Origin of the sequence: Shewanella bicestrii (assembly GCF_002216875.1) — a bacterium.
Lineage (GTDB): Bacteria > Pseudomonadota > Gammaproteobacteria > Enterobacterales > Shewanellaceae > Shewanella > Shewanella seohaensis.
In genome coordinates, this window is the sequence record NZ_CP022358.1 from 1,406,013 (window position 1) to 1,429,697 (window position 23,685).

Here is a 23,685-nt window from a genome sequence, read left to right on the forward strand (position 1 = left end):
TAAAACTTGGCATTCACAGTGAGGTCACCGTCATGAAATATTACAGTCGTCGTTTAGTCAAACCTGAACATTTAAATCCTGCAAATACCCTATTTGGCGGCCAGTTATTGAGTTGGATTGACGAGGAGGCGGCCATCTTTGCTGCGTGCCAGATGAAGAGCTCCAGCCATGTGACTAAGCTGATTTCTGAGATCAATTTTATGACACCGGCGCGGCAGGGGGATGTGTTGGAATTTGGTTTGGAGCTTGTCAGCCTTGGGCACAGTTCCATTACGGTCAGTTGCCAAGTGCGTAATAAGATGACGCAAGCGCCAGTAGTTAGTATCGATAAGATGGTGTTTGTAAACGTGAATGCCCAGGGCTTACCTGTGCCCCATGGTATTCGCGCCAATGCGGCCTAAGAATTGAGCCCCGATAAAGCAGAGTGACGCATGGGCGTCACTCTGAATCTTCCGTCAGTTCTTCTTTAACCGATTTCACCGCATCCCGTGAGGCATGACCAATGGCTTTGGTGGTGTCGCGGGTGGCGTGACCAATCTCTTTTGTCACATCTTTAGTGGTGGTGCCAATGGCGCGACCCGCATCCTTTAAATCGGCGCAGGCTGTGGTGGCCAGTAGCAGCGGTAGTATTAACAGCATCGCTTTTTTCATTGTACTCATCCTGATAACGCACGTTTGTTAGGCAAGATACCAAATACTGCTGTACCGCGCCTTAATAATCTGAAAATCCAATTATCGGAGCTCTAATCTTTGTAGCCCAATTATTAGATTAGGGATAATGCATCAGTTTGCTTGAGTGAAGATGAAATGTCTTCATCCAAGTTAACGGGGTGTGGTTCAGTGGCGGATGAGTGACGGTTTAGAATGGATTGATTAACAAGGTGAGTAAAACAAAATGCCAGAGTATTAACTCTGGCATTGTTACTATTTCACTTAGCGATTAAGCGCTTATGTGACAGTCACTCCCAAGTAAAGCATTATGAGGCTTGGTCGAGTTTCGCTAAACGCTGCTGATAGTCATCAATCAGGTGCTGCATAATTTCTTCTGGGGCGGCATCGTCGCAGCAGGTATCGAGGAAGATTTTAAAGGTGACCAGCGCATGACCATCATTTTTAAGCCTATCGCTCTGCATGGAGAAGTAGGCTTCTTCATTATCGGCTTTGCGGACAACAAACTTACTGGTTTCGAAGGATTTACTGCCTGAGAGTTCGTGCCATTTGGTGATACGGTTTAAGGCAATTTCACTGGATTGGTTTAATTCGATGTGGTTTAACCAACTCACTGGATGTTCGGGATCTTTGTAATGCGGACATCTAACTGTGTAGTTATATACATGAGTAATTGCTGTCATAGCGTACCTACCTGTTGAGGATGTTGCTGCCATCATAGGCATCGTTTTTGAATTCGGTCAATCATTAATTGCGCTGATATCGCCCGAGTTAAATCACAGTATTTACAAGTATTTTTGTTTAAAAATGAGTCAGTTAATTCATTTCCATTCAGTGTTATTTAGCATGAGTTTTTAACGAATATCTATGTGCTATCTCTCAGTTTTGTACTCAAATTCGTTTTTGCTTAATTACTGCGCAATAAAGCAGCAAATAAGTGACAGGATCTGAATGGTGCAGTGAGCCATTAAACAGTAGCAAATTATTGGGAAGGTGTAGGGACGGGCGCTAAAAGGGACAGAGGCCCATTCCTTAGAATGGGCCTCTGAGCTGGCTTCATCTTTTGCAGGGAAAAAGCGAACTAGAGCCAGTCTAGCGGATTTGTAACAGCATGTAACCCACCAAGATCACGTTTTTACGCTATTGGGACGATTTTTCGATCTATGGGATCCCAACTGCCGAAGATTAAGGCGCTACGGCGGTTTTTTACATTATGGCGTAGTGCAAAATTGGCTGGTTCAGCCCAAAAGAAAGGCCCAAACAAGATCCCTTGTTTGGGCCGATTCTCATGTCGTTAGCTTGCGCTAGCCGAACAACATCCTGTCAATTGGCGCGCGACAGACGGCGTTAATGCTCTATAACGCGGGCTTATAAGGCGTTAGTGAAGATCTGGCAGATCTCTTCATGGGTTGCCTGTTTAGGGTTAGTGAAACCACAGGCATCCTTTAAGGCGTTTTCGGCCAGCGTTGGAATATCTTCCGCTTTAACCCCGAGTAATGTCAGGTTTTCTGGAATGTTTACCGCAACGGATAGGGCCTTAATCGCGGCGATCGCCGCCGCAGCACCTTGCTCATCCGTCATATTGGCTACATCGACACCCATGGCCTTAGCAATATCTTTTAAGCGATCTGGTACCACTTTGGCGTTGTATTCTTGCACATGGGGTAATAACAGGGCGTTACATACACCGTGGGGCAGATCGTAGAAACCGCCTAATTGGTGCGCCATCGCATGCACATAACCTAAGCTGGCGTTGTTGAAGGCCATCCCCGCTAAGAATTGCGCATAGGCCATCTGCTCACGGGCTTCAATATCTTGGCCTTGTTTTACCGCATTCACTAAGTTGCCTTGGATAAGTTCAATGGCCTTAATGGCGCAGGCATCGGTGATTGGGTTCGCAGCGATAGACACATAGGCTTCAACCGCGTGGGTCAGCGCGTCCATGCCTGTTGCAGCTGTGAGGCTCGCTGGTTTTTTCAGCATCAGCTCAGGGTCATTCACAGACAGTAATGGGGTGGTGTGTTTATCGACAATCGCCATTTTGATATGGCGAGCTTCGTCAGTGATGATACAAAAACGGGTCATTTCACTGGCGGTGCCAGCGGTAGTGTTAATGGCCACTAATGGCAGTTGTGGCTTAGCGGATTGGTCTAACCCTTCATAGTCTTTGATGCTGCCGCCGTTGGTGGCAACTAGGGCAATACCCTTAGCGCAATCGTGGGGTGAACCACCGCCTAATGAAATCACAAAATCACATTGATTGGCTTTTAATAGCGCAAGACCGGCTTCGACGTTACCGACGGTTGGGTTGGGTTGCACGCCATCGAACACAGTTGAAGTAATGCCATTTTGACCGAGTTTTTCGGCCACTTCACCGACCAGACCAATCTTGACGAGAGGCTTATCCGTCACGATTAACGCGCGTTTAAAGCCTAAGGTTTTGATATCTCCGATAGCATCATCGACGGCGCCTTTGCCTAATACGTTGACGGAAGGGATAAAAAATTTAGCAGCCATAAGTCCACCTATTTGCTTGTAAATTAAATTTGTTTCTTTCTGGTGACCAAGCTACCAATTAAGGGGTATGCAAGATGTGATCTAGATCGGCTTAGGCAGTTTATTGAGGTGAAATTCCCACTAAAGTTGGAACTAGATAACTAAATAATGAACTTTTATGACAGGGATCAGGCTTGATATACGCTATGTTTTTTAAGGTTTTTTTCAGCTTTTGCTTGTTTAGTTAAACTCAGATTATTGCGCGATAAATTCGCCCTTCGAGGTGAGTTGTGGCTGAGTTTCTGGTAAGGTGCGGCCGTTGGGTTGATGAGGAGCACGCGAAGCACGATGGAAAAATACGAACAACTGCTTATTTCACTGCGCAGGGTGATCCGCGCTATCGACATTCATTCCCGGCAACTCAATAAACATTCAGGCCTGACGGGGCCGCAGTTAATGGTGATGCAGAAAATTGCCCAGCTCGGCGCTCCCTTAGCCAAGCAGGTGGCCGAAGAAATCACCCTCAGCCCAGCCACTGTGACGACAATTATTGATAGGCTCGAAGGGCGGGGATTAGTGATCCGCAAACGCAGCGAGTCCGATAAGCGCAAGGTGCATTTACATTTAAGTGAGGCGGGGCGGGCATTATTGCAAGAGTCGCCTAAACCACTTCAAGAGCACTTTATAAAGCAATATCAAAATCTTGAAGAGTGGGAGCAGAGTCAGTTGCTCTCATCGGTGGAGCGTATTGCCGCCATGATGGACGCCGATAAAATTGATGCCGCGCCTATGCTGTTGGTGGGGAAAATTCAAGGGGACGAATAATCCCCTTTCGGTCTTAAATAATACAAAAGCACTGTATCTACAGTGCTTTGTTATTTTTGCTAGGCGGCGGGGCAGTTCGTTTCCGTCACGCTATTGATCAAAATTTCATTCACTGGTGTGTCGCTAAAACCATTGCTGGTTTTGGTCGGCACAATGCTTATCTGATCGACCACATCCATTCCTTCAACGACTTTACCGAACACGGCATAACCATAGTTGCTCGCCGAAGCATCGAGCTGCGGATTATCTAACACATTGATAAAGAACTGTGATGTCGCTGAGTCTGGCACTGTGGTACGCGCCATCGCGATAGTGCCGCGTTTGTTGCTGATGCCGACGGCGGCCTCATTTTTAATCGGCGCGCTGGTCGGCTTGCTTTGTAATCCCGTGGTGAAACCACCGCCTTGGATCACAAAGTTGTTGATGGTTCTGTGGAATAAAGTGCCGTTATAGAATGACTTATCGACATATTGTTTAAAGTTTTTACCCGTGATCGGCATATGGGTGAGGTCGATGGCTAAGGTCAAATCCCCCTTAGTGGTGCTCATTAAATAACAGACATCGGCGCTTAAGCTCGGTGGGGTTGGATCGGGAGTTGGGATCGTTGGTGTTAATTCATCGTCGCCACTGCCGCCGCAGGCGCCAAGGGCTAAGCTCAAACTGCTGGCGAGTAAAAGTCCCGTGATTCTTTTCATATCAATTTCCTTATTTTGCATCGTTCGCCATTTATTCCTGCCACTTTGAATGATGTAAGTAGCTGTAGGTAAATGTTGCGATTAGGTGTTGTTTTTGTTTTGAACGCGCATAGTGACAGAGCGATGAACTGGAGTTCAAGATGAAAAATGCAATTGATACAAAGTGTTGCAGCTAGTTGCTGATACGGGATTGGGAGTTTGCGCTGGGGATTCAACCGCTGCGATACTTCATGAAATACTGCTCCAAGATAAGACGCTGTTTTGCTTGCGCCATTTAAGCGCGTTGCACCTTTTTTAATCACTCCCTGCTTCAAACTAGTGCGTTTACGAGGTGGCCCCGTGGCCCAAGGTTTGGGCGATAAAGGCACGCATTTTATTCAAGATGCTGATTTATAAGTTTTCTTTGTTGTCATTTGGCTGACACAAATCTGTCTTCATGCTGTTATTTTGCGCTGGCATGGTTACTGCCTATCTAAGGCTATGGATGAGCAGTCGCGGGGGCGACAAATATGGGGCTGGAGAAGTTGCTGTATTTGCGGGGCGTGGGAGCAGACTTTACCGACTGCTTCGGCCAGTACATCCGCATTCCCGAGGCTGACAGGCAAGGGATTTTGACCTGTATGTTGCAGGAGAAAAATACTCAGGCCTGCGAGGCAAAGGATGAACCATTAACGAGTTTACCCAGTGGCGATGAGCTTGACGCTCAGGTATATCAACTCGATGCACAGCATTGGACACAAGTGTTGCCGGCGTTTCATTGGTGCTATGTCGACGAACCTTGGGTCTGTCTGTATTTACCTCAATCTTACCGTGGCGATCTGCTGCTCACCTTTACCTGTGAGCAAGGGGAGAGGGTTATCCTCGAGGTGCCGTTTTCGGCGCTAAAACCGATTGGGGATTATCGGATTCAGGCGCAGGAGTTGGCACAGTTTGGCAATAGTCCCTTTGCCAATGAGTGTCAGTTCCTGCAATACCGCCTCGACCTCTTAGGTCATGAGTTTCATTGCCGTGATGCGGGCGATGCCGCTGAGCAAGATAGCAAGGCTGAGCCGCGCCGTTCATGGGAAAATGTCAGCGCCGCGCTAAACACATCTAACAATAAAGACAACTTAAGTGATTTATCTTGCTTGGGATTGGGGTACCACACACTGAGCGTCAGTTTGCTTGGGCTGGCAGATGCTCAGCAAGGCTTTGCATCGGCAAGCACCTCAGCAGCAAGCAACTCATCAGCAAGCATTTCGGCAGCAAGTAAGGCGACTGAGTTCCATGGCACTTTTATGGTGGCACCGAGAACCGCCTATCAAGGGGTGATGAGCGCTGTGGCTCAAGGAAAGCGCCATAAACCGTGGGGCGTGAGTCTTCAGCTCTATAGTCTGCGCAGCGAAAGCCAATGGGGTATGGGCGACTTTGGCGATTTAGAGCAACTTATCGGTTTAGTGGCCGAATATGGCGCCGATTTTATTCAACTTAATCCACTGCATGCCTTAGATATTGCCGCGCCGGAACATCCGAGTCCCTATAGTCCCTGCGATCGTCGAAGGCTGAATCCGCTGTATATTCATTTACCTAGCGTGCCTGAATTTGAGCCACTAAAAACGGAGTTTGCGGCGAAGGAATGGCAAGAAACCATTGCCCTACTCAACGCGGAGAACTGGCTCGATTACCCCAAGGTCAGCGAGCTTAAGTACCGCGCCTTTGCACGTTTATATACTGTCTTTTGCGAACACCATTTACAGCCCAACACACCCAGGGCGCAGCGATTTGAGGATTTTGTGGCAGAGCAGGGCGCGCCGCTCAGGGAATTTGCCCAAGCCGAATCGCTACGCAGTCCAAGGGCCATAGCGCAGGACGAAGGCTTTTATTTATATCTACAGTTTGTGGCCGAAGATCAACTGCAATTGTGCCAGCTCAAAGCCAAAGAAGCGGGAATGGGCATTGGGCTTATTCGTGATTTGGCCGTAGGCGCCGCGTTGCAAGGCGTTGAGGTTCAAGCCAATTCGCAGCAGTTCTGCTTAAACGCCAGCATTGGCGCACCGCCGGATCCCTTCGCGCCGCAGGGACAAAACTGGGGACTTACGCCCCTCGATCCCGTCAAGCTAAAACAGCATCAATATCGCCATTTTATTGAACTGACTCGCGCCAATATGACCCACTGCGGTGCGCTGCGAATCGACCATGTGATGGGGCTGCTGCGACTCTGGTGGTGGCCTCTGGATAAGCGCCTCGGCCATGGCGCCTATGTGTATTACCCGGTCGAAACCCTGTTGGCGATTCTCTGCCTTGAGAGTCAACGCGCCCGCTGTGTGGTAATTGGTGAAGATTTGGGCCTAGTGCCGCCCGATATTATTCATCGCCTGTATCAGGCGGGGGTTTACTCCAACGAGTTGTTCTACTTCTGCAAAGACCATCAAGGTTTTAAGCCGCCGAGCCACTATAAGTTCCAGAGTTTGATGATGCTGGCAAACCACGATGTGCCGACGTTAGTCGCCTGGTGGACGGGCAGCGATTTGCACCTGAGGCGACAACTCGAACTGCTCAATACCGACGAACAATTAGGTGAGGCCTTAGCCGGACGTGAGCAGGAAAAACATCAGCTCGCGCAGTGCTTAATCTCCCAGGGCTTATTGCCGGAAACAGATATTCAACAGATTGATATTGAAGATTTATTAACGGCGTGGATGCCATTTGGCGCCTCGGGCAACAGCGCACTTTACAGCGTGCAATGGTGCGATCTACTCGGGGACCGCCATGCGGTGAATATCCCCGGCACTTGGCTCGAGTACCCCAATTGGCAGCGGCGATTGCCCATCAGCCTAAGCGAAGCTGCAGCTAGGCCTGCGCTGGCTGAGCGTTTGCAACGCATTGCTGCGGCAAGACATTTGCCAGAAACGGCTGCGCATACAGATACCCTTTGACTAAAAATGGAAGCCAAATGATGACTCAAGCCCAGACTTACTTCTATGACGGTAGCGATGTCGCGCTGTTAAACGGTCAATATACGGATGTGTTTTCCCTGCTCGGTATGCACAGCATCAACGAGGGTAAGGCCTTGGTGGTGCGCTGTTTTTTACGCAACGCCCAAAAAGTTGATGTGATAAGTCTTAAGGATGGCCGTAAGGTGGCGAGCCTTGAGCGCGTCAATGAGGCGGGGCTGTTTGCGGGCACGCTTGGCAGACGGGTTAAGCCTTTTTTGTATGCGCTACGGGTGACTTATCCCCTCTGCGAGCAGGATATTATCGATCCCTATCAGTTTGGCTCCCTCCTCGATAGTCAGGACTTATATCTCTTCGGCGAAGGAAGCTCTGAGCAGGCCTATCGCTTTTTAGGTGCGAACTGGCGCCACGTCGATAGCGTCGAAGGCGTGCATTTTTGCGTATGGGCCCCCAATGCTAAGCGGGTTTCTGTGGTGGGGGATTTTAATCACTGGGACGATACTCGCCATGTGATGCGCCAACATATGGCCAACGGCTTATGGGAGATTTTTCTGCCAGATGTTGCCGAAGGCGCGCACTATAAGTTTGATTTGGTTTATCAAAATGGCGAGCGCCACGCCAAATCCGACCCCATGGCGACCCAAATGGAATGTGCGCCGCACAATGCCTCCATAGTGCCGAAAAAACACCAACACCCTTGGGCGGATACACAATGGATGCACAAACGGGCGACCACAGCTTGGCATCGCGCCGCTATGTCTATCTACGAAGTGCAGCTAGGCTCTTGGCGCCGAAAAGGTGAGTTCGGTGAGCAATATTTTGATTATCAAGACTTAATCGAGCAATTAATTCCCTATGTGAAGGAGCAAGGTTTTACCCATATCGAGTTGATGCCAGTCAGCGAGTATCCCTTCGACGGCTCTTGGGGGTATCAACCCGTTGGCCTGTATGCGCCGACCCATCGTTTTGGCGATGCCAATGGCTTAAAGGCCTTTATCGATGCCTGCCATCAGGCCGAGATTGGCGTGTTACTCGATTGGGTCGCGGCGCATTTCCCTAAGGATCCCCATGGCCTTGTGCGTTTCGATGGCACTTGCCTCTACGAACATGAAGACCCGCGCAAAGGCACGCACCCCGATTGGGATACGTTGATCTATAACTACGACCGCGGTGAGGTACGCAGCTTTCTGCTCAGCAATGCCTGCTATTGGCTGCGGGAATTTCACCTCGATGGGCTCAGGCTCGATGCGGTGTCATCCATGTTGTACCTCGACTACAGCCGCGAACCTGGGCAATGGCTGCCCAATGCCTATGGCGGACGGGAGAATTTAGAGGCGATTCATTTTCTGCAAATGTTGAATCAACGTTTGTATCAAGCCTTCCCTGGTATTTGCATGATAGCCGAAGAGTCGACCGCCTTTGCGGGGGTGACTAAGCCGACGGATAGCGGCGGGCTGGGGTTTGGTTTTAAGTGGAATATGGGCTGGATGAACGACAGCCTAAGCTACTTGGGCCGCGATCCCATCTATCGCCAGTATCACCATAACCAGCTGACCTTTAGTTTGATGTATGCCTATTCGGAGCAATTTATGCTGTCGATAAGCCACGATGAAGTGGTGCACGGCAAGGGCTCTTTGCTGCATAAAATCCCCGGCGATGATTGGCAAAAATTCGCCACCCTCAGGGCCTATTATGGCTTTATGTGGGGGCATCCGGGAAAAAAATTACTGTTTATGGGCAGCGAGTTCGCCCAGCGTGACGAATGGAACCATAACCATAGCCTCGATTGGCATTTGCTCGCCTTCGAGCCTCACCAAGGCGTGCAGCGCTGGCTTCGCGATCTGAATCAGCTTTATCGCCAATTCTCCGCCTTATCCATGCTCGACTATGAGTCGCAAGGTTTTCGCTGGCTCGATTGTGACAATGGCCGCGACAGTATTTTTAGCTTTGTGCGCTATGGCGAGGGTAGTGATGTGCCCTTAGTGTTTGTGGTGAATATGACGCCCACTCTGCACCAAGGATTTCGTATCGGCTTGCCCCAAGGCGGGGATTTCTGTGAGTACCTCAATAGCGACAGCCATCTCTATGGTGGCAGCAATCAGGGGAATGCGGGCAAGGTGATTGCCGAAGATTTACCTTGGCAGGGCATGGCATCGAGCGCGTTGATCACTGTGCCGCCCCTGGGTTGCTTAATCCTCGGGCCTGCGACGGATGCGCCAAGAGATACCAGCCTATGACGAATCCTGTGCCTGTAAATGCTGATGGCTTAACCGCCTATAACCTAAGTGCGGGGCAGCCCTTTCCCTTAGGGGCGACGGTCGATGATGGCGGGGTGAATTTCGCTCTGTTTTCGGCCCATGCCACTGGGGTGGAGTTATGTCTGTTTGATGCTCAAGGCGAGGTGGAAATTCAACGCATCGCCTTGACGGAGCAGACCCAGCAAATCTGGCATTTGTATGTGCATGGACTGAGTGATGGCCAGCTTTATGGTTACCGTGTTTATGGTCCCTACGAGCCGCAATTAGGCCACAGATTTAATCCGCATAAGTTGCTGTTAGACCCATACGCGCGCCAGCTCGTGGGGCGTTATCACCACCATATCGCCAATTTTGGTTATGAGATTGATAACCCTAATGAAGACTTATCTTTCAGCACCTTAGATAACGCGGACTTTGTCCCAAAATGCAAAGTGGTCGATACTCGGCCCCTTTTTGATGCCGCTAAGGCCCATACTATTCGGCCGCTCTCAAGCAAGCGTGAGCCATTGCCACTTGAGCTGTGCATTATCTATGAGATGCACTTAAAGGGATTTACCGCGCTGCACCCTGAGATAGATGCGCCGCTGCGCGGTACCTTTGCCGGGCTGGCATCGAATGCCGCGATAGATTACTTAGTCAATCTCGGCGTGAATTGTGTCGAGTTACTGCCGGTTCAGGCATTTTTCTCCGAACCATTTCTGCTTGAAAAGCAGCTATCTAACTATTGGGGTTATAACAGCATAGGCTTTTTTGCGCCTGAGCCGAGTTATCTCTCGAGTGAGGATATTGGCGAGTTTCGCACTATGGTGGATGCGCTACACGGCGCGGGTATCGAAGTCATTCTCGATGTGGTCTATAACCACAGCGCCGAAGGCAGTCGCCTCGGGCCGACCTTTAGCTTTCGCGGTATCGACAATCTGAGTTATTACCGCCTGCATCCAAACGATAAACGCTTTTATATCAACGATACCGGCTGCGGTAATACCTTAAACCTCAACCATCCGCGCATGTTGCAGTTAGTGCTAGATTCGCTGCGTTATTGGGTCGAAGTGATGGGCGTCGATGGCTTTCGCTTCGATTTAGCCGCTTGTCTTGGCCGTGAAGCCTATGGATTTGACCCTGGAAGTGGTTTTTTTGATGCGCTGCTGCAAGACCCCGTGTTGTGCCGGGTGAAGCTGATTGCCGAGCCTTGGGATATTGGCCCGGGTGGTTACCAGCTGGGTAATTTCCCGGTGGCATTTAGCGAGTGGAATGACAGATACCGCGACACCATGCGGCGTTTCTGGCGCGGCGATCACGGCATGTTGCCCGAGTTTGCGCGGCGATTTCATGGCTCGGGGGATTTCTTTGAGCATAGCGGCCGGCCTCCTGCCGCCAGTATCAACTTTTTAACCAGTCACGATGGTTTTACCCTCAAAGATTTAGTGAGTTATTGCGAGCGGCACAATTGGGCCAACGGTGAAGAAAACCGCGACGGCCACCATGAGAACTTCAGTCATCATTATGGAGTCGAAGGCGACACTGACGACGCCACCATTCTCGCGCTGCGCGCCCGCCAGCAACGCAATCTATTGACCACATTATTCTTATCCCAAGGGGTGCCTATGTTACTCAGCGGCGATGAGACGGGCCGCACCCAAGACGGGAATAACAACGCCTATTGCCAAGATAACCCCTTGAATTGGTTTGATTGGTCATCGGATGACATGGACAGCTCATTGCTGAGTTTCACCTCGCAGTTGATTGCTTTACGCAAACGCTTCCCGCTCTTGTGTTCCAAACGTTTTATCCATGAGCAGCTAGTAGCCAATGCCTTCGATTGGTCTTCTGAGTCATCTTCAAGCCATGCTGTAAGCCCCGTCTCTACTCCAACGGGGGCGAGGCTGGATTGGTTTAGCCGCCAAGGTGAGCCCATGAGCAAAAGCCTGTGGAGCGAGTCCATGGGCCGCAGCCTCTGCGTGGTGTTATCGGGTAATTTAACCGCCACTCAACCACAGACTCAGGGTGACAGCCTTCAAGCGCTGCTGTTGATGGTCAATGCCGATGAGCATCCCTTGGCCTTTACTCTGCCAGTGTTTGACTGTTTAGGGCCGTGGCAATGCCTGCTGCATACCCAAACTGACCCACAATTTTTAACTCCCACTGAGCCGCTGGATGCTCAGTCCTCACCGACGCGGTACTTGTTACAGGATCGCAGTCTTATGCTGTTTCATGCTGATTTTATAAGGAATTAACTATGAGTCATAACAGTGAGCTGAGCCCAAATACCAGCGGCGTTCCCCCAAAGAAACGTGCCACTAAGGCCGCGCCGAGTAAGCCAAAAGCGACACTCGAACCCTGCGAGCCCTGTGATGCCCTGCCTGCGACCTTTAATCGCCATGTGCGTTACGGTTTAAGCCGCGGCGAAGTGGCTCATGGTGAGTTATTTCAAGCGCTGGCACTGAGTGTTAAAGAGCAAATGTTGGATGAGTGGCGTGAGACGCGGATAAAAGATAGCTGCTATGACAACAAGCAAGTGGCTTATTTATCGCTGGAGTTTCTTATGGGCAGGGCATTAGGTAATGCCTTGTTAAATTTAGATTTAGAGCAAGACAGCCGCGAGGCGCTTAGCCAATATTCCGTGTCTCTTGAGGAGCTTGAGGAGGCCGAACACGACGCAGGTTTAGGCAATGGTGGCCTTGGGCGACTCGCCGCGTGTTTTCTCGATAGCTGTGCCAGCATGGATTTATCCGTCACGGGTTATGGCATTCGTTACGAATACGGCATGTTCGCCCAGAAGATCGTCGATGGTTATCAAGTCGAGCGCCCAGATCGTTGGCTGCGTGAGGGCAACCCCTGGGAGGTGCGCGTTCCGCACCATAATGTGACGGTAAAGTTTTTCGGTCACACCGAATCCTATGTCGACAAACAAGGGCGCAGGCACATGATTTGGGTCGACACTCAGGATGTGCTCGCCGTGGCCTATGACATGCCCGTGCCCGGTTATCGCAATGGTCGGGTGAATAGCCTCAGACTCTGGAAGGCCGAAGCGACGGATGACTTTGATTTAGCAGAGTTTAACCAAGGGGATTACACAGAGGCGGTGGCGTGCAAGAACCTCGCTGAACAAATCACTATGGTGTTGTACCCTAACGATGCCAGCGAAAACGGTAAAGAGCTGCGGCTGCGTCAGCAGTACTTTTTGTCCTCCGCCAGCCTGCAGGCAATTTTAAAACGTTGGGTGCATCACCACGGCCATGATTTCAGCGATTTTGCCGCGAAAAATGTGATCCAACTGAATGACACTCACCCCAGTATTGCCGTCCCCGAATTAATGCGGCTGCTGGTGGATGAATATGGCCTCGAATGGGACGCCGCCTGGGCGATTACCAGCCAGACTATGGCTTATACCAATCACACATTGTTACCCGAGGCGTTAGAGCGCTGGCCCGTGCGTATGATGGCGTTGATGTTGCCGCGAATTTTAGAAATCATCTATGAAATCAACGCCAGATACCTAGATTTAGTTGCCCACCACTGGCCGGGAGATGGCGCCAAACTGGCCAGCATGTCGATCATTCAAGATGGGCCTGATCCCCATGTACGCATGGCGTACCTAGCCATAGTGGCGAGCTTTTCGGTAAACGGTGTGGCAGCGCTGCATACCCAGTTATTAAAGTCGGGCCTATTTAAGGATTTTTATAGCCTGTGGCCGGAGAAATTTAACAATCGCACCAATGGCGTGACCCCAAGACGTTGGTTAGCCCACTGCAATCCCGCGCTCGCCAAACTGTTAACTAGCCATTTAGGCAAGGGCTGGGTGACGGACTTAAGCCAGCTGACGGCGCTCAATGCCTTAACCCAAGACGCCAGTTTTATTCAAAAGTGGCGTGAGGTGAAACAAGCCAACAAGGTGCAACTCGCCAAGATGATCGCCAAGGAATGTGGCGTCGAGTTTGACCCTGCAATGCTGTTTGATGTGCAGGTTAAACGGATCCATGAATACAAGCGTCAGCTACTCAATATTCTGCATGTGATCCATCTCTACCATCAAATCCAGCAGGGGCACACAGAGCACCTAGTGCCACGCTGCGTGCTGATTGGCGGTAAAGCGGCGCCCGGTTACTTTATGGCGAAGCTCATCATCAAACTCGCCAGTAATGTTGCCCATATGGTCAACTGCGATCCTGTGGTGGCGCCTTATCTGCGCTTTGCGTTTCTGCCCAATTACAACGTCAGTGCCATGGAAAAAATCTGCCCCGGTACCGATGTCTCCGAACAAATCTCCACCGCGGGTAAGGAGGCCTCTGGCACGGGCAATATGAAGTTCATGATGAACGGCGCACTCACCATAGGCACCTTAGATGGCGCCAATATCGAGATGCTCGAAGAGGTGGGTGAGGATAACTTTTTCCTCTTTGGCCTCAACGCCGAGCAAGTGAGCCAAATGCGCTGTGATTACCAACCGCTGCGGATTATCGCCGAGTCCCACGCCTTATCTGAAGTCATGGCCTTACTCAAGAGCGGCCATTTCAACCTGCTGGAACCGGGTATTTTCGACCCCATTATCGCCTCGATTGAAAGCGCGGATGATCAGTGGATGACGGCGGCGGATTTCGACAGTTATCGCCTCGCCCAAGAGGCTGTGGCTAAGGCCTATAAAGATCCGAAAAAGTGGACACAAATGAGTATTCGCAACACGGCGGCCAGTGGTCGCTTCTCCAGTGATGTGACGATTGCTGGCTATCGAGATGATATTTGGAAACTGTAACGGAGAGGTTAATGAGCAAAGGAATGCGCAGTTGTATGCAATCCTGCGGCCTAAGGGCGGCAGGGAAGAGTGGTTGTGAAGCAATCGACACTGATGTGCTATTTGGGGAGTAGAGCCTATGTCTAATGTACGTTATATCAGTAATTTAACTCGTGAAACCTATGCATTGATTCTGGCTGGTGGCCGAGGCTCGCGTTTACATGAACTCACCGACTGGCGCGCTAAACCCGCGCTGTATTTCGGGGGTAAGTTTAGGATCATCGATTTTCCGCTGTCGAATTGCATCAACTCGGGGATCCGCCGCGTTGGGGTGGTGACCCAATATAAGTCGCACTCGTTAATTCGCCACGTGATGCGTGGTTGGGGCCACTTTAAAAAGGAATTAGGTGAGTCGGTGGAAATTCTACCCGCCTCACAACGTTACTCCGAAAATTGGTATCAAGGCACGGCCGACGCGGTATTCCAAAATATCGACATCATCCGCCATGAGTTGCCTAAGTATGTGATGGTGCTCTCGGGTGACCATGTGTATCGCATGGATTACGCAGGCTTACTGGCTGCCCATGCCGAATCCGGCGCCGATATGACAGTCTCCTGCCTCGAGGTGCCCGTGGCCGAAGCGGCGGGTGCATTTGGGGTGATGGAAGTCGATGACGAGATGCGCATCCTAGGATTTGAAGAAAAACCTAAGCATCCTAAACACTCCCCTGGCAATCCCGAGAAGTGCCTTGCCTCGATGGGCAACTATGTGTTTAACACTGAGTTTTTGTTCGAACAGTTGAAGAAAGACGCGCAAAATGCCAATTCCGATCGGGATTTTGGCAAAGACATTATTCCCTCTATCATCGAAAAACATAAAGTGTTCGCCTATCCCTTTAAGAGCGCCTTCCCCAACGAACAAGCCTACTGGCGCGATGTGGGCACCTTGGATTCCTTCTGGCAGGCCAATATGGAATTGTTATCGCCCACGCCCGCCTTAAACCTCTACGATGCCAAATGGCCGATTTGGACCTATCAGGAGCAATTGCCTCCCGCCAAGTTTGTGTTCGACGATGACGATAGACGCGGCATGGCGGTGGATTCGATTATATCCGGCGGCTGTATTATCTCAGGGGCAACCGTGCGCCGCAGTGTATTGTTTAACGAGGTGCGGGTTTGTTCCTACTCAGTGGTTGAGGATTCAGTCGTGCTGCCCGATGTGGTGGTGCTGCGCCACTGTAAGATTAAAAACGCCATCATCGACAGGGGCTGCATCATCCCCGAAGGTACAGTGATTGGTTATAACCACGACCATGACAGGGCAAAAGGCTTTAGGGTGTCCGAGAAAGGCATCACCTTAGTCACCCGCGATATGTTAGGACTGCCCGTGGGCTATGAGTAAGGCCAAGCCGGTAATTTGCTTGAATATTAACCCTGTTGGAGTATGAAGTTAGGTGAAACGCATATTAATGGTCGCGGCGGAAAATGGGGCGCTGAAAGGGGCGAAAGTGGGCGGGATGGCGGATGTGATCCGTGACTTGCCCCAAGCCCTCGCGGGTGTTGAGATCCAAGCCGATGTAATTATGCCAAGCTACGGATTTTTAACGGGCCTTGGGGCAAAACTTATCCATGAGTTTGAGGTGAGTTTTGCCGGGCGACAGGAGCCGATTAAGTTGTATTGGCTAGCGCACCCCAAGGTGCAGGACGCCAATATTTACTTGCTCGAGCATGGGCTGTGGCAATCCAGCCCCGGGCAGATTTATAGCCAAGGCACGAGTGACCGCCCCTTTGCCGATGATGCGACCAAGTTTGCGCTGTTGTGTGCAAGCGTAGCCAAAGCCTTAGTGGCGGGGCTTGTGCCTATGCCTCAGCTTTTACATTTGCACGACTGGCACACGGGATGTTTAGCCATGCTGCGGGCGCTGGCGCCCGAGTATCAAGCATTGCAAAGCATAGAATGTGTGTTTTCGATTCATAATCTTGCGCTGCAGGGGATTAGGCCGCTGAGCCATGATACCTCAAGCTTTGCGGCTTGGTTCCCTCACTTATTCGCCCAGTTGGATGAGGGCCAACGCGACCAGATTATTGACCCCCGTTATCCCCATTGCATCAATCCTATACGGATGGGAATTACGCTGGCGGATAAGGTGCATCTCGTCTCACCCACCTACGCCAAGGAGGTGTTGCTTCCGTCTCGCCCAGAGTTGGGGTTCTTCGGTGGTGAAGGCTTAGAGGCGGATTTACAACGCAAAGCCGAGCAGGGGCGAGTACTTGGCATTTTAAACGGTTGTGAATACCCAGAGGCTTTAGCGCAAACCTCCCTAGAACGTATGGGATTAACCGAGTTTAAGGAACTACTGAGTTGCATCGAGTCGGCCTTAGTGCAGTGGCAGGGCGGGCGACCTCAGGTGAGTGGCGTCGATATGATTGCCTTTACGCGGCTGCAAGCCTTGTGGCGCCAAGCCTCTGCGGGGGAGTTTCCGGACTTTCTGTTGACCTCGGTTGGTCGGCTTACCGATCAAAAGGTGCTGATCCTGCGCCATATTTTACCTTCTGGCTTATCGGTATTAGAGACATTGCTGCAACAGTTGCAGCAAACGCAGCCTAAGGCACTGTTTGTGCTTTTGGGCAGTGGAGACCCTGAAATAGGGCAATTTTTTCAAACTCTTGCGGCTAAGTATGCCCATTTTGTATTTCTGCAGGGATACCATGAGGAGCTCTCCCAGTGTCTTTACCAAATGGGTGACTTGTTCCTGATGCCAAGCTCCTTCGAACCCTGTGGTATTAGCCAAATGCTCGCCATGCGTAGTGGTCAACCTTGCCTTGTGCATGGGGTTGGCGGATTGCGGGATACGGTCGAGGATAATGTCGATGGCTTTGTGTTCTATGGCGATGATATCAAGGTGCAGGGTGAGGCTTTGCTAGCAAAGCTTGGCGACGCGCTGGAGACATTTGGCGGTAATGATTGGATGCAACTCAAACGTCAGGCGAAAGCACGACGCTTCGACTGGCACGGCATTGCCCTCGAATACCAGACTCGGCTCTACGCTTAAGCTTGCCAGCACCGGATTTTGGCCTCGTGCCAAGGCAAGATTTTGTCGGCAAGCCACTGTAATTAGATCATGATTTGTAAGCAATTCTGCTACACTTGTGAGGGAGAGTTTTCGTAAGATAATCCGTTCCCTCATTTTGGAGTTGCTTCCACATCCATGGATAAAAGCATTTTCTTACCCTTAGTACAAAATGCGGCGTTACTGCTCGCCTTGGTATTTTTGTACGATGCGATTCCTAAAAAGCATCAGCGGCAGTATTTTCTTCTGTGGCGGCTGGGGATCGGATTACTCATAGGTGGCATAGGCGTCACGATTATGAGTACCCCATGGATGTACGAACCCGGCATTATCTTCGACACTCGCTCTGTGCTCTTATGTGTTACCGGCCTCTTTTTTGGTGGTTTGCCTACTGCGGTGGCGGTGATTATCACCGGAATTTATCGTTACAGTATTGGCGGCGCCGCCATGTGGGTGGGATTAGGCGTGATTATGTCCTCGGGCTTGATTGGCGTACTCTGGCGTCAACAGCGTAAATCTTACCTTGCCAATATCTCGGGCAGAGAAATCTTCAGTTTTGCCTTTGTTGTCCACATCGTTATGTTGTTGTGGTTCTTTTTGCTGCCGGACAAGATTGCCATTCCCGTGTTGCAAAAAATCATGCTGCCCGTGCTAACCATTTATCCCCTCGCGACTTGGCTACTGAGCCGTTTGCTGTCCCGCCGTTTTGAGCTGGAGCGTGACGAGCAGATCCGTTTGCAGGATGATTTTTTATTCCGCAGCCAATTTAACGTCGGCAACATAGGGATTGCTATTACCGGCGTTGACCAAAAGTGGATCAAGGTGAATCCAAGGCTGTGTCAGATGCTGAAATACTCAGAGGATGAGTTGCTGCATATGACCTGGAAACAGCTCACCCATCCCGATGATGTCGAGGCTGATATCGTCAAGTTTGAACTCATGCTCGCGGGCAAAATTGATAACTATGAGATGGATAAACGCTTTATCGCAAAAGATAATTCGATTGTATATACCCATATGACGGTTGCCTGTAAGCGCGCGAATCATAATGTGTTATTGGTGATTGCGGGTTATTTGGATGTCACTGCACAGACCCTGGCCGATAGGGAAGTGCTCGCCAGTCGTGAGCAACTTGAATTGGTGTTAAGCAGTAGCGACTTGGGTGTTTGGGACTGGGATATCCGTAATGACCATATCGAGCGTAACGCCCGCAGCGCCGATATCCTAGGTTGCGATATTGACATGCTCAATGCCAATAGCCGTCAATGGATGGACTCGATTGTTGCTGAAGATAGGCCCAAGGTGCTGCACTCCATCGAGGCCCATATTCGCGGAGAAACGCCGCAGCATAAGATGGAATATCGCTTAAAAACCCTCAACCGCGATATTCGCTGGATTTTAGATACGGGCAAAGTGGTGAGCCGTGATGCCAATAACAATGCCTTAAGAATGTGTGGTACCTATACGGACATCACCGAGGCCAAGCTCATCGAAGAATCCTTAAAGCTGTCTGCACTGGTGTATGACAACAGCTCAGAGGCCATGAGCGTGCTCGATGAAACCGGCATTATCATCACAGTCAACGCCGCCTTTACCGCTATTACGGGTTACAGCGAGTCAGAAATTCGCGGCCAGCATATTCGCATGCTCTACTGCGATCTCAACGGTCACGGCTTTTATACCGAGATGAATAATGAAATCCGCGAAAAAGGCGAGTGGCAGGGGGAAATGCGTCAGCGACGTAAGAACAACGAAGAGTACGTTATTTGGCTCACCATCAACACCATCAAAGATAAAGATGGCCAACCCTATCGCCGTGTGGCGCTGTTTTCCGATATCACAGATAAAAAACAGAGCGAGCATTTGATCTGGAAACAGGCCAACTACGACACGCTCACGGGCTTGCCGAATCGGCGCATGTTGCTCGAATATTTAAGCGCCGAAATCAAGAGTGCTGACCGCAATCGCAATCACTTTGCCTTGATGTTCCTCGATCTGGATTACTTTAAAGAAGTGAACGACACCCTTGGTCATGCCATGGGGGATCTATTGCTGATTGAAACCGCCAGTCGCTTAAAATCCTGTGTGCGGGATACCGATGTGGTGGCTCGTCTCGGTGGGGATGAGTTTACTGTGGTGCTCAGCGCCATGGAGGATCACAAGGGCATTGAGCGGGTCGCCGAACACATTTTACGCCGCATTGCTGAGCCCTATGTGCTGGGTGAGGAAACCGCCTATATCAGCGCCAGTATTGGCATCACCCTTTATCCCGATGATGCGACTAGCATTGAAGGCTTGCTCAAACATGCGGATCAGGCCATGTATGCGGCGAAAGATCAGGGCCGCAATCGTTTCAATTACTTCACCCCTTCGATGCAGGAATACGCCAAATATCGGATGCGCTTAATCCAAGATTTGCGCCAGGCCGTGGTGAATAAAGAATTTGAACTGCACTACCAGCCGATAGTGACCATGACCACGGGCGAGGTGCTTAAGGCCGAAGCGCTATTGCGTTGGTTCCACCCAGAGCGGGGTTATGTTTCCCCTGCGGAATTTATTCCCGTCGCCGAAGATACCGGGCTGATTGTCGAGATTGGCAACTGGGTCTTTGAGCAGGCGGCGCGCCAAAGCGCTCAGTGGCGTAAAACACTTGGAGTTGAAATTCAAATCAGTGTCAACAAATCACCCATCCAGTTTCGCGATGAAGGCACGTTGCTGCACAATTGGCTCGAGTTACTGCAGGAATTGGATGTGACAGGCACAGGGGTGTGCGTCGAGATCACCGAAGGATTACTCCTCGATGCCAGTATGGGCGTGACCGAAAAACTCTTGGCCTATCGGGACGCGGGCGTACAAGTCTCCTTGGACGACTTTGGTACGGGTTATTCCTCCTTGGCGTATTTGAAGAAGTTCGATATCGATTATTTAAAAATCGATCAATCTTTTACCCGCAATATCGACACAGATGAAAGTGACCAAACCCTGTGCGAGGCGATTATCGTTATGGCCCATAAACTCGGGATGAAAGTGATCGCCGAAGGGGTCGAAACCGAGGCGCAGCGCCAAGTGCTGCTCAATGCGGGCTGCGACTATGGCCAAGGCTATTTATTTTCTAAGCCTGTGAGTGCCAGCGAATTTGCGCGTCAGCATTTGGTTAAAGAGGCTTAGGCGAGGGTGGCGTTAACGCCGGCTTGAGTTGATGCCCATCTTTTGCCTATAAATGCGTCGCAAATTTTGCTAGACTCCGCGGCCCCGTAAAGGGCATATGGCGTCTGATTCGAATGGCAGTTAATCAGAGTAGTGCTTGATAAAGCCTGCTAACGACGTCGCACTTTATGGAACCAAGCTGTATTTATCGGTTTTGCATTAACACTTCGCACTCACAAAAAGAGCTTTTATGAAATTTGACACACTCGGCTTATCTTCCCCTATTTTGAATGCGATAACTGAGTGTGGCTATCAGCAGCTCACGCAAGTGCAGCAGCAGGTAATCCCCCTCGCGCTCGAAGGAAAAGACATTATGGCCTGCGCTCAAACGGGCACGGGCAAAACCGCATCCTTTGCCTTACCCCTGCTTGAGCAACTGTCAAAGCAGCCAAATGATAAGCCTTTGCTTAGGGCGTTGGTGATGACGCCGACCCGGGAACTGGCGATTCAAGTTTGCGCTAACATTCAGAAATACAGTCAGTTTTTACCCCTGAAAACCTTAGCTGTTTATGGCGGCGCGAATATGAATCCCCAGCGTAAAGGGGTAGAGCAGGGCGTGGATATTCTGGTTGCGACGCCGGGGCGACTCTTCGACATTATTGGCCAGTTCCATTTAGATCTCTCGAGTGTGACCACCTTAGTGATCGACGAAGCGGACCGCATGCTCGATTTAGGCTTTGTGCGCGACATTGAAAAGGTAAAACGCCTTATCGCCACTGAGCATCAAACCATGTTGTTTTCAGCCACCTACAGCGATGCGGTCAAGCAGCTTTCCCATAAGATGCTCAATCAACCCGAGTGGGTCAATGTGGCCGAAAATACCACGGCATCCACGGTTGAGCAGCTGGTCTATCGAGTCGATAAACGCCGCAAGGCCGAATTATTGTCAGAGCTTGTCGGGCGCAACAATTGGCGTCAGGTGCTGGTGTTTGCCAGCACTAAGGAATGCGCCGAACATCTATTGCAGGAACTCACCCTCGATGGGATCAGCTCGGGCGTATTCCACGGCGATAAAACCCAAGGCGCACGTAATCGTGTGCTAGATGATTTCAAAGCGGGCAAATTGCGAGTGCTGGTGGCGACCGATGTGGCGGCGCGCGGCTTAGATATTCAGGCGCTGCCCTTAGTGATTAACCTCGAATTGCCATTCCTTGCGGAAGACTATGTTCACCGAATTGGCCGCACCGGCCGTGCGGGACTCTCGGGTCGCGCGATATCATTTGTGTCTCCAGCAGATGATGAGATGCTGGCTGAGATTGAGGCCTTGATTGGCCAAACCCTGCCAGTGACGGTACAGCCCGGTTACGAGGAAGGCACACCGCTGCCTGCGCGTTACCGTGAGGCGCCGACGGCAACCACTAAGACCGCTAAATGGAATTACAAGAGCAGTCGCAATACGGGGGCTAAAGGCGCGGGCGCCAATGGCACTAAAGCTAATGGTGCGAGGGGCAAGGGTGGCTTTGGTGGCAACGCCGGATTCGGTCAATCGAGCGAAAGCCAAGCGCGGGCGCGTAAATCGCCAGCCCGTGAAGGGAAATATGCTAAAAATAAGCCGAATACTCAAAAGGGTAAATAATCCCTCTGTATCGGTTTATCCATTTATCAGCGCGCCATTGGCGCGCTTTTTGTTGAGCTTTAAAGGGATAATCCCTACACTCGAGTGCCCTCAATTCAGTTCGTTGCCATGAGAGTGTCGTCCATGATAATCAAAGCCATTCCCACCAATATCATCACAGGTTTTTTAGGCGTAGGAAAAACTAGCCTTATTAAACAGCTGCTTAAGACCAAACCTGAAGGCGAAACCTGGGCGGTATTAGTGAATGAGTTTGGCGAAGTCGGGATTGACGCTGGGTTGATGGATGCCAGCGACAGCGGTGTGCAAATTCGTGAGGTGGCGGGGGGCTGCATGTGCTGCGCCGCAGGTGTACCGACTCAAGTCGCCATTAATCAACTGATTGTCCGTGCTAAGCCTGATAGATTGCTGATTGAGCCGACGGGGCTTGGGCACCCCAACGAGATTATCAAAGTGCTCAGCGCGCCCCATTATCAAAATGTCATCAGTTTGCAGAGCACTTTATGCCTTATCGATGCCCGCAAATTACGGGATGAACGCTACCGTGGGCACGACAATTTTATCCAGCAGTTGCACGTCGCCGATATGATAGTTACCACGAAAACCGATTTATACCCCGAGTTTGAAGCGGCAGCGGGCGGGCACTTGGCGGACGACTTAAACCAATATTTGAATGAGTTACAGCTGAGTGATACCCGTGTGATTGAACACTGTGCGACAAAGGGATTATCCGAAGCCTTGCTCGACGGCCTTAAACAGCCACGGCGTCAAAATGCCACGAATGGCAAATCCGCCGCTTTTCGTCCCGTGACAACATCCGCAAGTCTTTTGCGAAATACTCGCGACAGCTTAGGGTTGCAGGGCGTTTTTGCCGAGGATGCGAGCGAGCAAACCTTTCAATTCGATGCGCGCGGCCTAGTGCGGAAGCACAATCAGGGTGAAGGCTGCTTTAGCTACGGCTGGGTTGTTGAGCCAATGCAAGAGTTTGATTTTGATAAACTCATGCAGTTTATCTCGGCGCAGACTCAAGGCCATTCTGCACTTTTACGGCTAAAAGCTGTGATGATCACCAGCGATGGTATTGCCGGGATCAATTGGAGTGATGGCGATATGGCGGTGACTGAGCTGGACGATAGTCTCGATTCACGCTTAGAAATGATCGCGACCCAAGCGCTCAATTGGGATGAGATTGAGCAAGGTTTGTTGGGCTGTTTAGCGCGCTAGGCTAA

Annotated in this window: 15 protein-coding genes; 11 read left to right on the plus strand and 4 right to left on the minus strand. The window is 50.7% G+C overall.

What is annotated here, in order from left to right:
• Positions 1 to 32 precede the first annotated feature (32 nt).
• Positions 33 to 401: an acyl-CoA thioesterase gene (locus CF168_RS06195; RefSeq protein ID WP_011623516.1), complete on the plus strand. Its 369-nt coding sequence runs from the start codon at positions 33 to 35 to the stop codon at positions 399 to 401.
• Between the two features lie 37 nt (positions 402 to 438).
• On the opposite strand, the gene CF168_RS06200 is transcribed toward CF168_RS06195, so the two are convergent.
• The 3 genes from CF168_RS06200 to yiaY all read right to left on the minus strand — a co-directional run bounded on the left by CF168_RS06200 (position 439) and on the right by yiaY (position 3,186).
• Positions 439 to 651 carry a hypothetical protein gene (locus CF168_RS06200; RefSeq protein ID WP_011623515.1) on the minus strand — a complete coding sequence of 71 codons (213 nt, stop codon included), beginning with the start codon at positions 649 to 651 and terminating at the stop codon, positions 439 to 441.
• Between the two features lie 326 nt (positions 652 to 977).
• Positions 978 to 1,352 carry a cytoplasmic protein gene (locus CF168_RS06205; RefSeq protein ID WP_086904376.1) on the minus strand — a complete coding sequence of 125 codons (375 nt, stop codon included), beginning with the start codon at positions 1,350 to 1,352 and terminating at the stop codon, positions 978 to 980.
• A gap of 685 nt (positions 1,353 to 2,037) precedes the next feature.
• Positions 2,038 to 3,186 carry an L-threonine dehydrogenase gene (gene yiaY / locus CF168_RS06210; RefSeq protein ID WP_088210573.1) on the minus strand — a complete coding sequence of 383 codons (1,149 nt, stop codon included), beginning with the start codon at positions 3,184 to 3,186 and terminating at the stop codon, positions 2,038 to 2,040.
• Positions 3,187 to 3,513: 327 nt separating this feature from the next.
• On the opposite strand from yiaY, the gene CF168_RS06215 reads away from it, so the two are divergent.
• Entirely contained in the window at positions 3,514 to 3,990 is a 477-nt protein-coding gene (locus CF168_RS06215; RefSeq protein WP_041408827.1) for a MarR family winged helix-turn-helix transcriptional regulator, read from the plus strand.
• Between the two features lie 59 nt (positions 3,991 to 4,049).
• Here CF168_RS06215 and CF168_RS06220 read toward each other — a convergent pair whose 3' ends face one another.
• The gene (locus CF168_RS06220) at positions 4,050 to 4,685 is read right to left on the minus strand and encodes a peptidylprolyl isomerase (protein ID WP_089068918.1); all 636 of its coding nucleotides are present in this window, start codon (positions 4,683 to 4,685) and stop codon (positions 4,050 to 4,052) included.
• Between the two features lie 509 nt (positions 4,686 to 5,194).
• Here CF168_RS06220 and malQ point away from each other — a divergent pair.
• The 9 genes from malQ to CF168_RS06265 all read left to right on the plus strand — a co-directional run bounded on the left by malQ (position 5,195) and on the right by CF168_RS06265 (position 23,680).
• Positions 5,195 to 7,600 (plus strand): 4-alpha-glucanotransferase, encoded by a 2,406-nt coding sequence (gene malQ, locus CF168_RS06225; RefSeq protein ID WP_089067325.1) that lies wholly within the window; start codon positions 5,195 to 5,197, stop codon positions 7,598 to 7,600.
• Positions 7,601 to 7,617: 17 nt separating this feature from the next.
• Positions 7,618 to 9,855, plus strand: coding sequence for a 1,4-alpha-glucan branching protein GlgB (gene glgB, locus CF168_RS06230; RefSeq protein ID WP_167373582.1), 2,238 nt, complete (start codon positions 7,618 to 7,620; stop codon positions 9,853 to 9,855).
• Positions 9,852 to 12,110 (plus strand): glycogen debranching protein GlgX, encoded by a 2,259-nt coding sequence (glgX, locus tag CF168_RS06235; RefSeq protein ID WP_089067326.1) that lies wholly within the window; start codon positions 9,852 to 9,854, stop codon positions 12,108 to 12,110. The genes glgB and glgX overlap by 4 nt, the downstream gene beginning before the upstream one ends.
• A 2-nt stretch (positions 12,111 to 12,112) precedes the next feature.
• Complete coding sequence (locus CF168_RS06240) at positions 12,113 to 14,626, plus strand: glycogen/starch/alpha-glucan phosphorylase (RefSeq protein WP_089067327.1); 2,514 nt, start codon at positions 12,113 to 12,115, stop codon at positions 14,624 to 14,626.
• Positions 14,627 to 14,744: 118 nt separating this feature from the next.
• A complete protein-coding gene (gene glgC / locus CF168_RS06245; RefSeq protein ID WP_011717793.1) occupies positions 14,745 to 16,007 on the plus strand; it encodes a glucose-1-phosphate adenylyltransferase in 1,263 nt (420 codons plus the stop codon).
• A 67-nt stretch (positions 16,008 to 16,074) separates the two neighbouring features.
• On the plus strand, positions 16,075 to 17,658 hold the full coding sequence (locus CF168_RS06250; protein WP_167373689.1) for a glycogen synthase: 1,584 nt from the start codon (positions 16,075 to 16,077) through the stop codon (positions 17,656 to 17,658).
• A 156-nt stretch (positions 17,659 to 17,814) separates the two neighbouring features.
• A complete protein-coding gene (locus tag CF168_RS06255) occupies positions 17,815 to 20,844 on the plus strand; it encodes an EAL domain-containing protein (protein ID WP_089067329.1) in 3,030 nt (1,009 codons plus the stop codon).
• Between the two features lie 229 nt (positions 20,845 to 21,073).
• A complete protein-coding gene (locus CF168_RS06260) occupies positions 21,074 to 22,459 on the plus strand; it encodes a DEAD/DEAH box helicase (protein ID WP_089067330.1) in 1,386 nt (461 codons plus the stop codon).
• A 123-nt stretch (positions 22,460 to 22,582) separates the two neighbouring features.
• A complete protein-coding gene (locus tag CF168_RS06265; RefSeq protein ID WP_089067331.1) occupies positions 22,583 to 23,680 on the plus strand; it encodes a CobW family GTP-binding protein in 1,098 nt (365 codons plus the stop codon).
• The last annotated feature ends 5 nt before the right edge of the window (positions 23,681 to 23,685 follow it).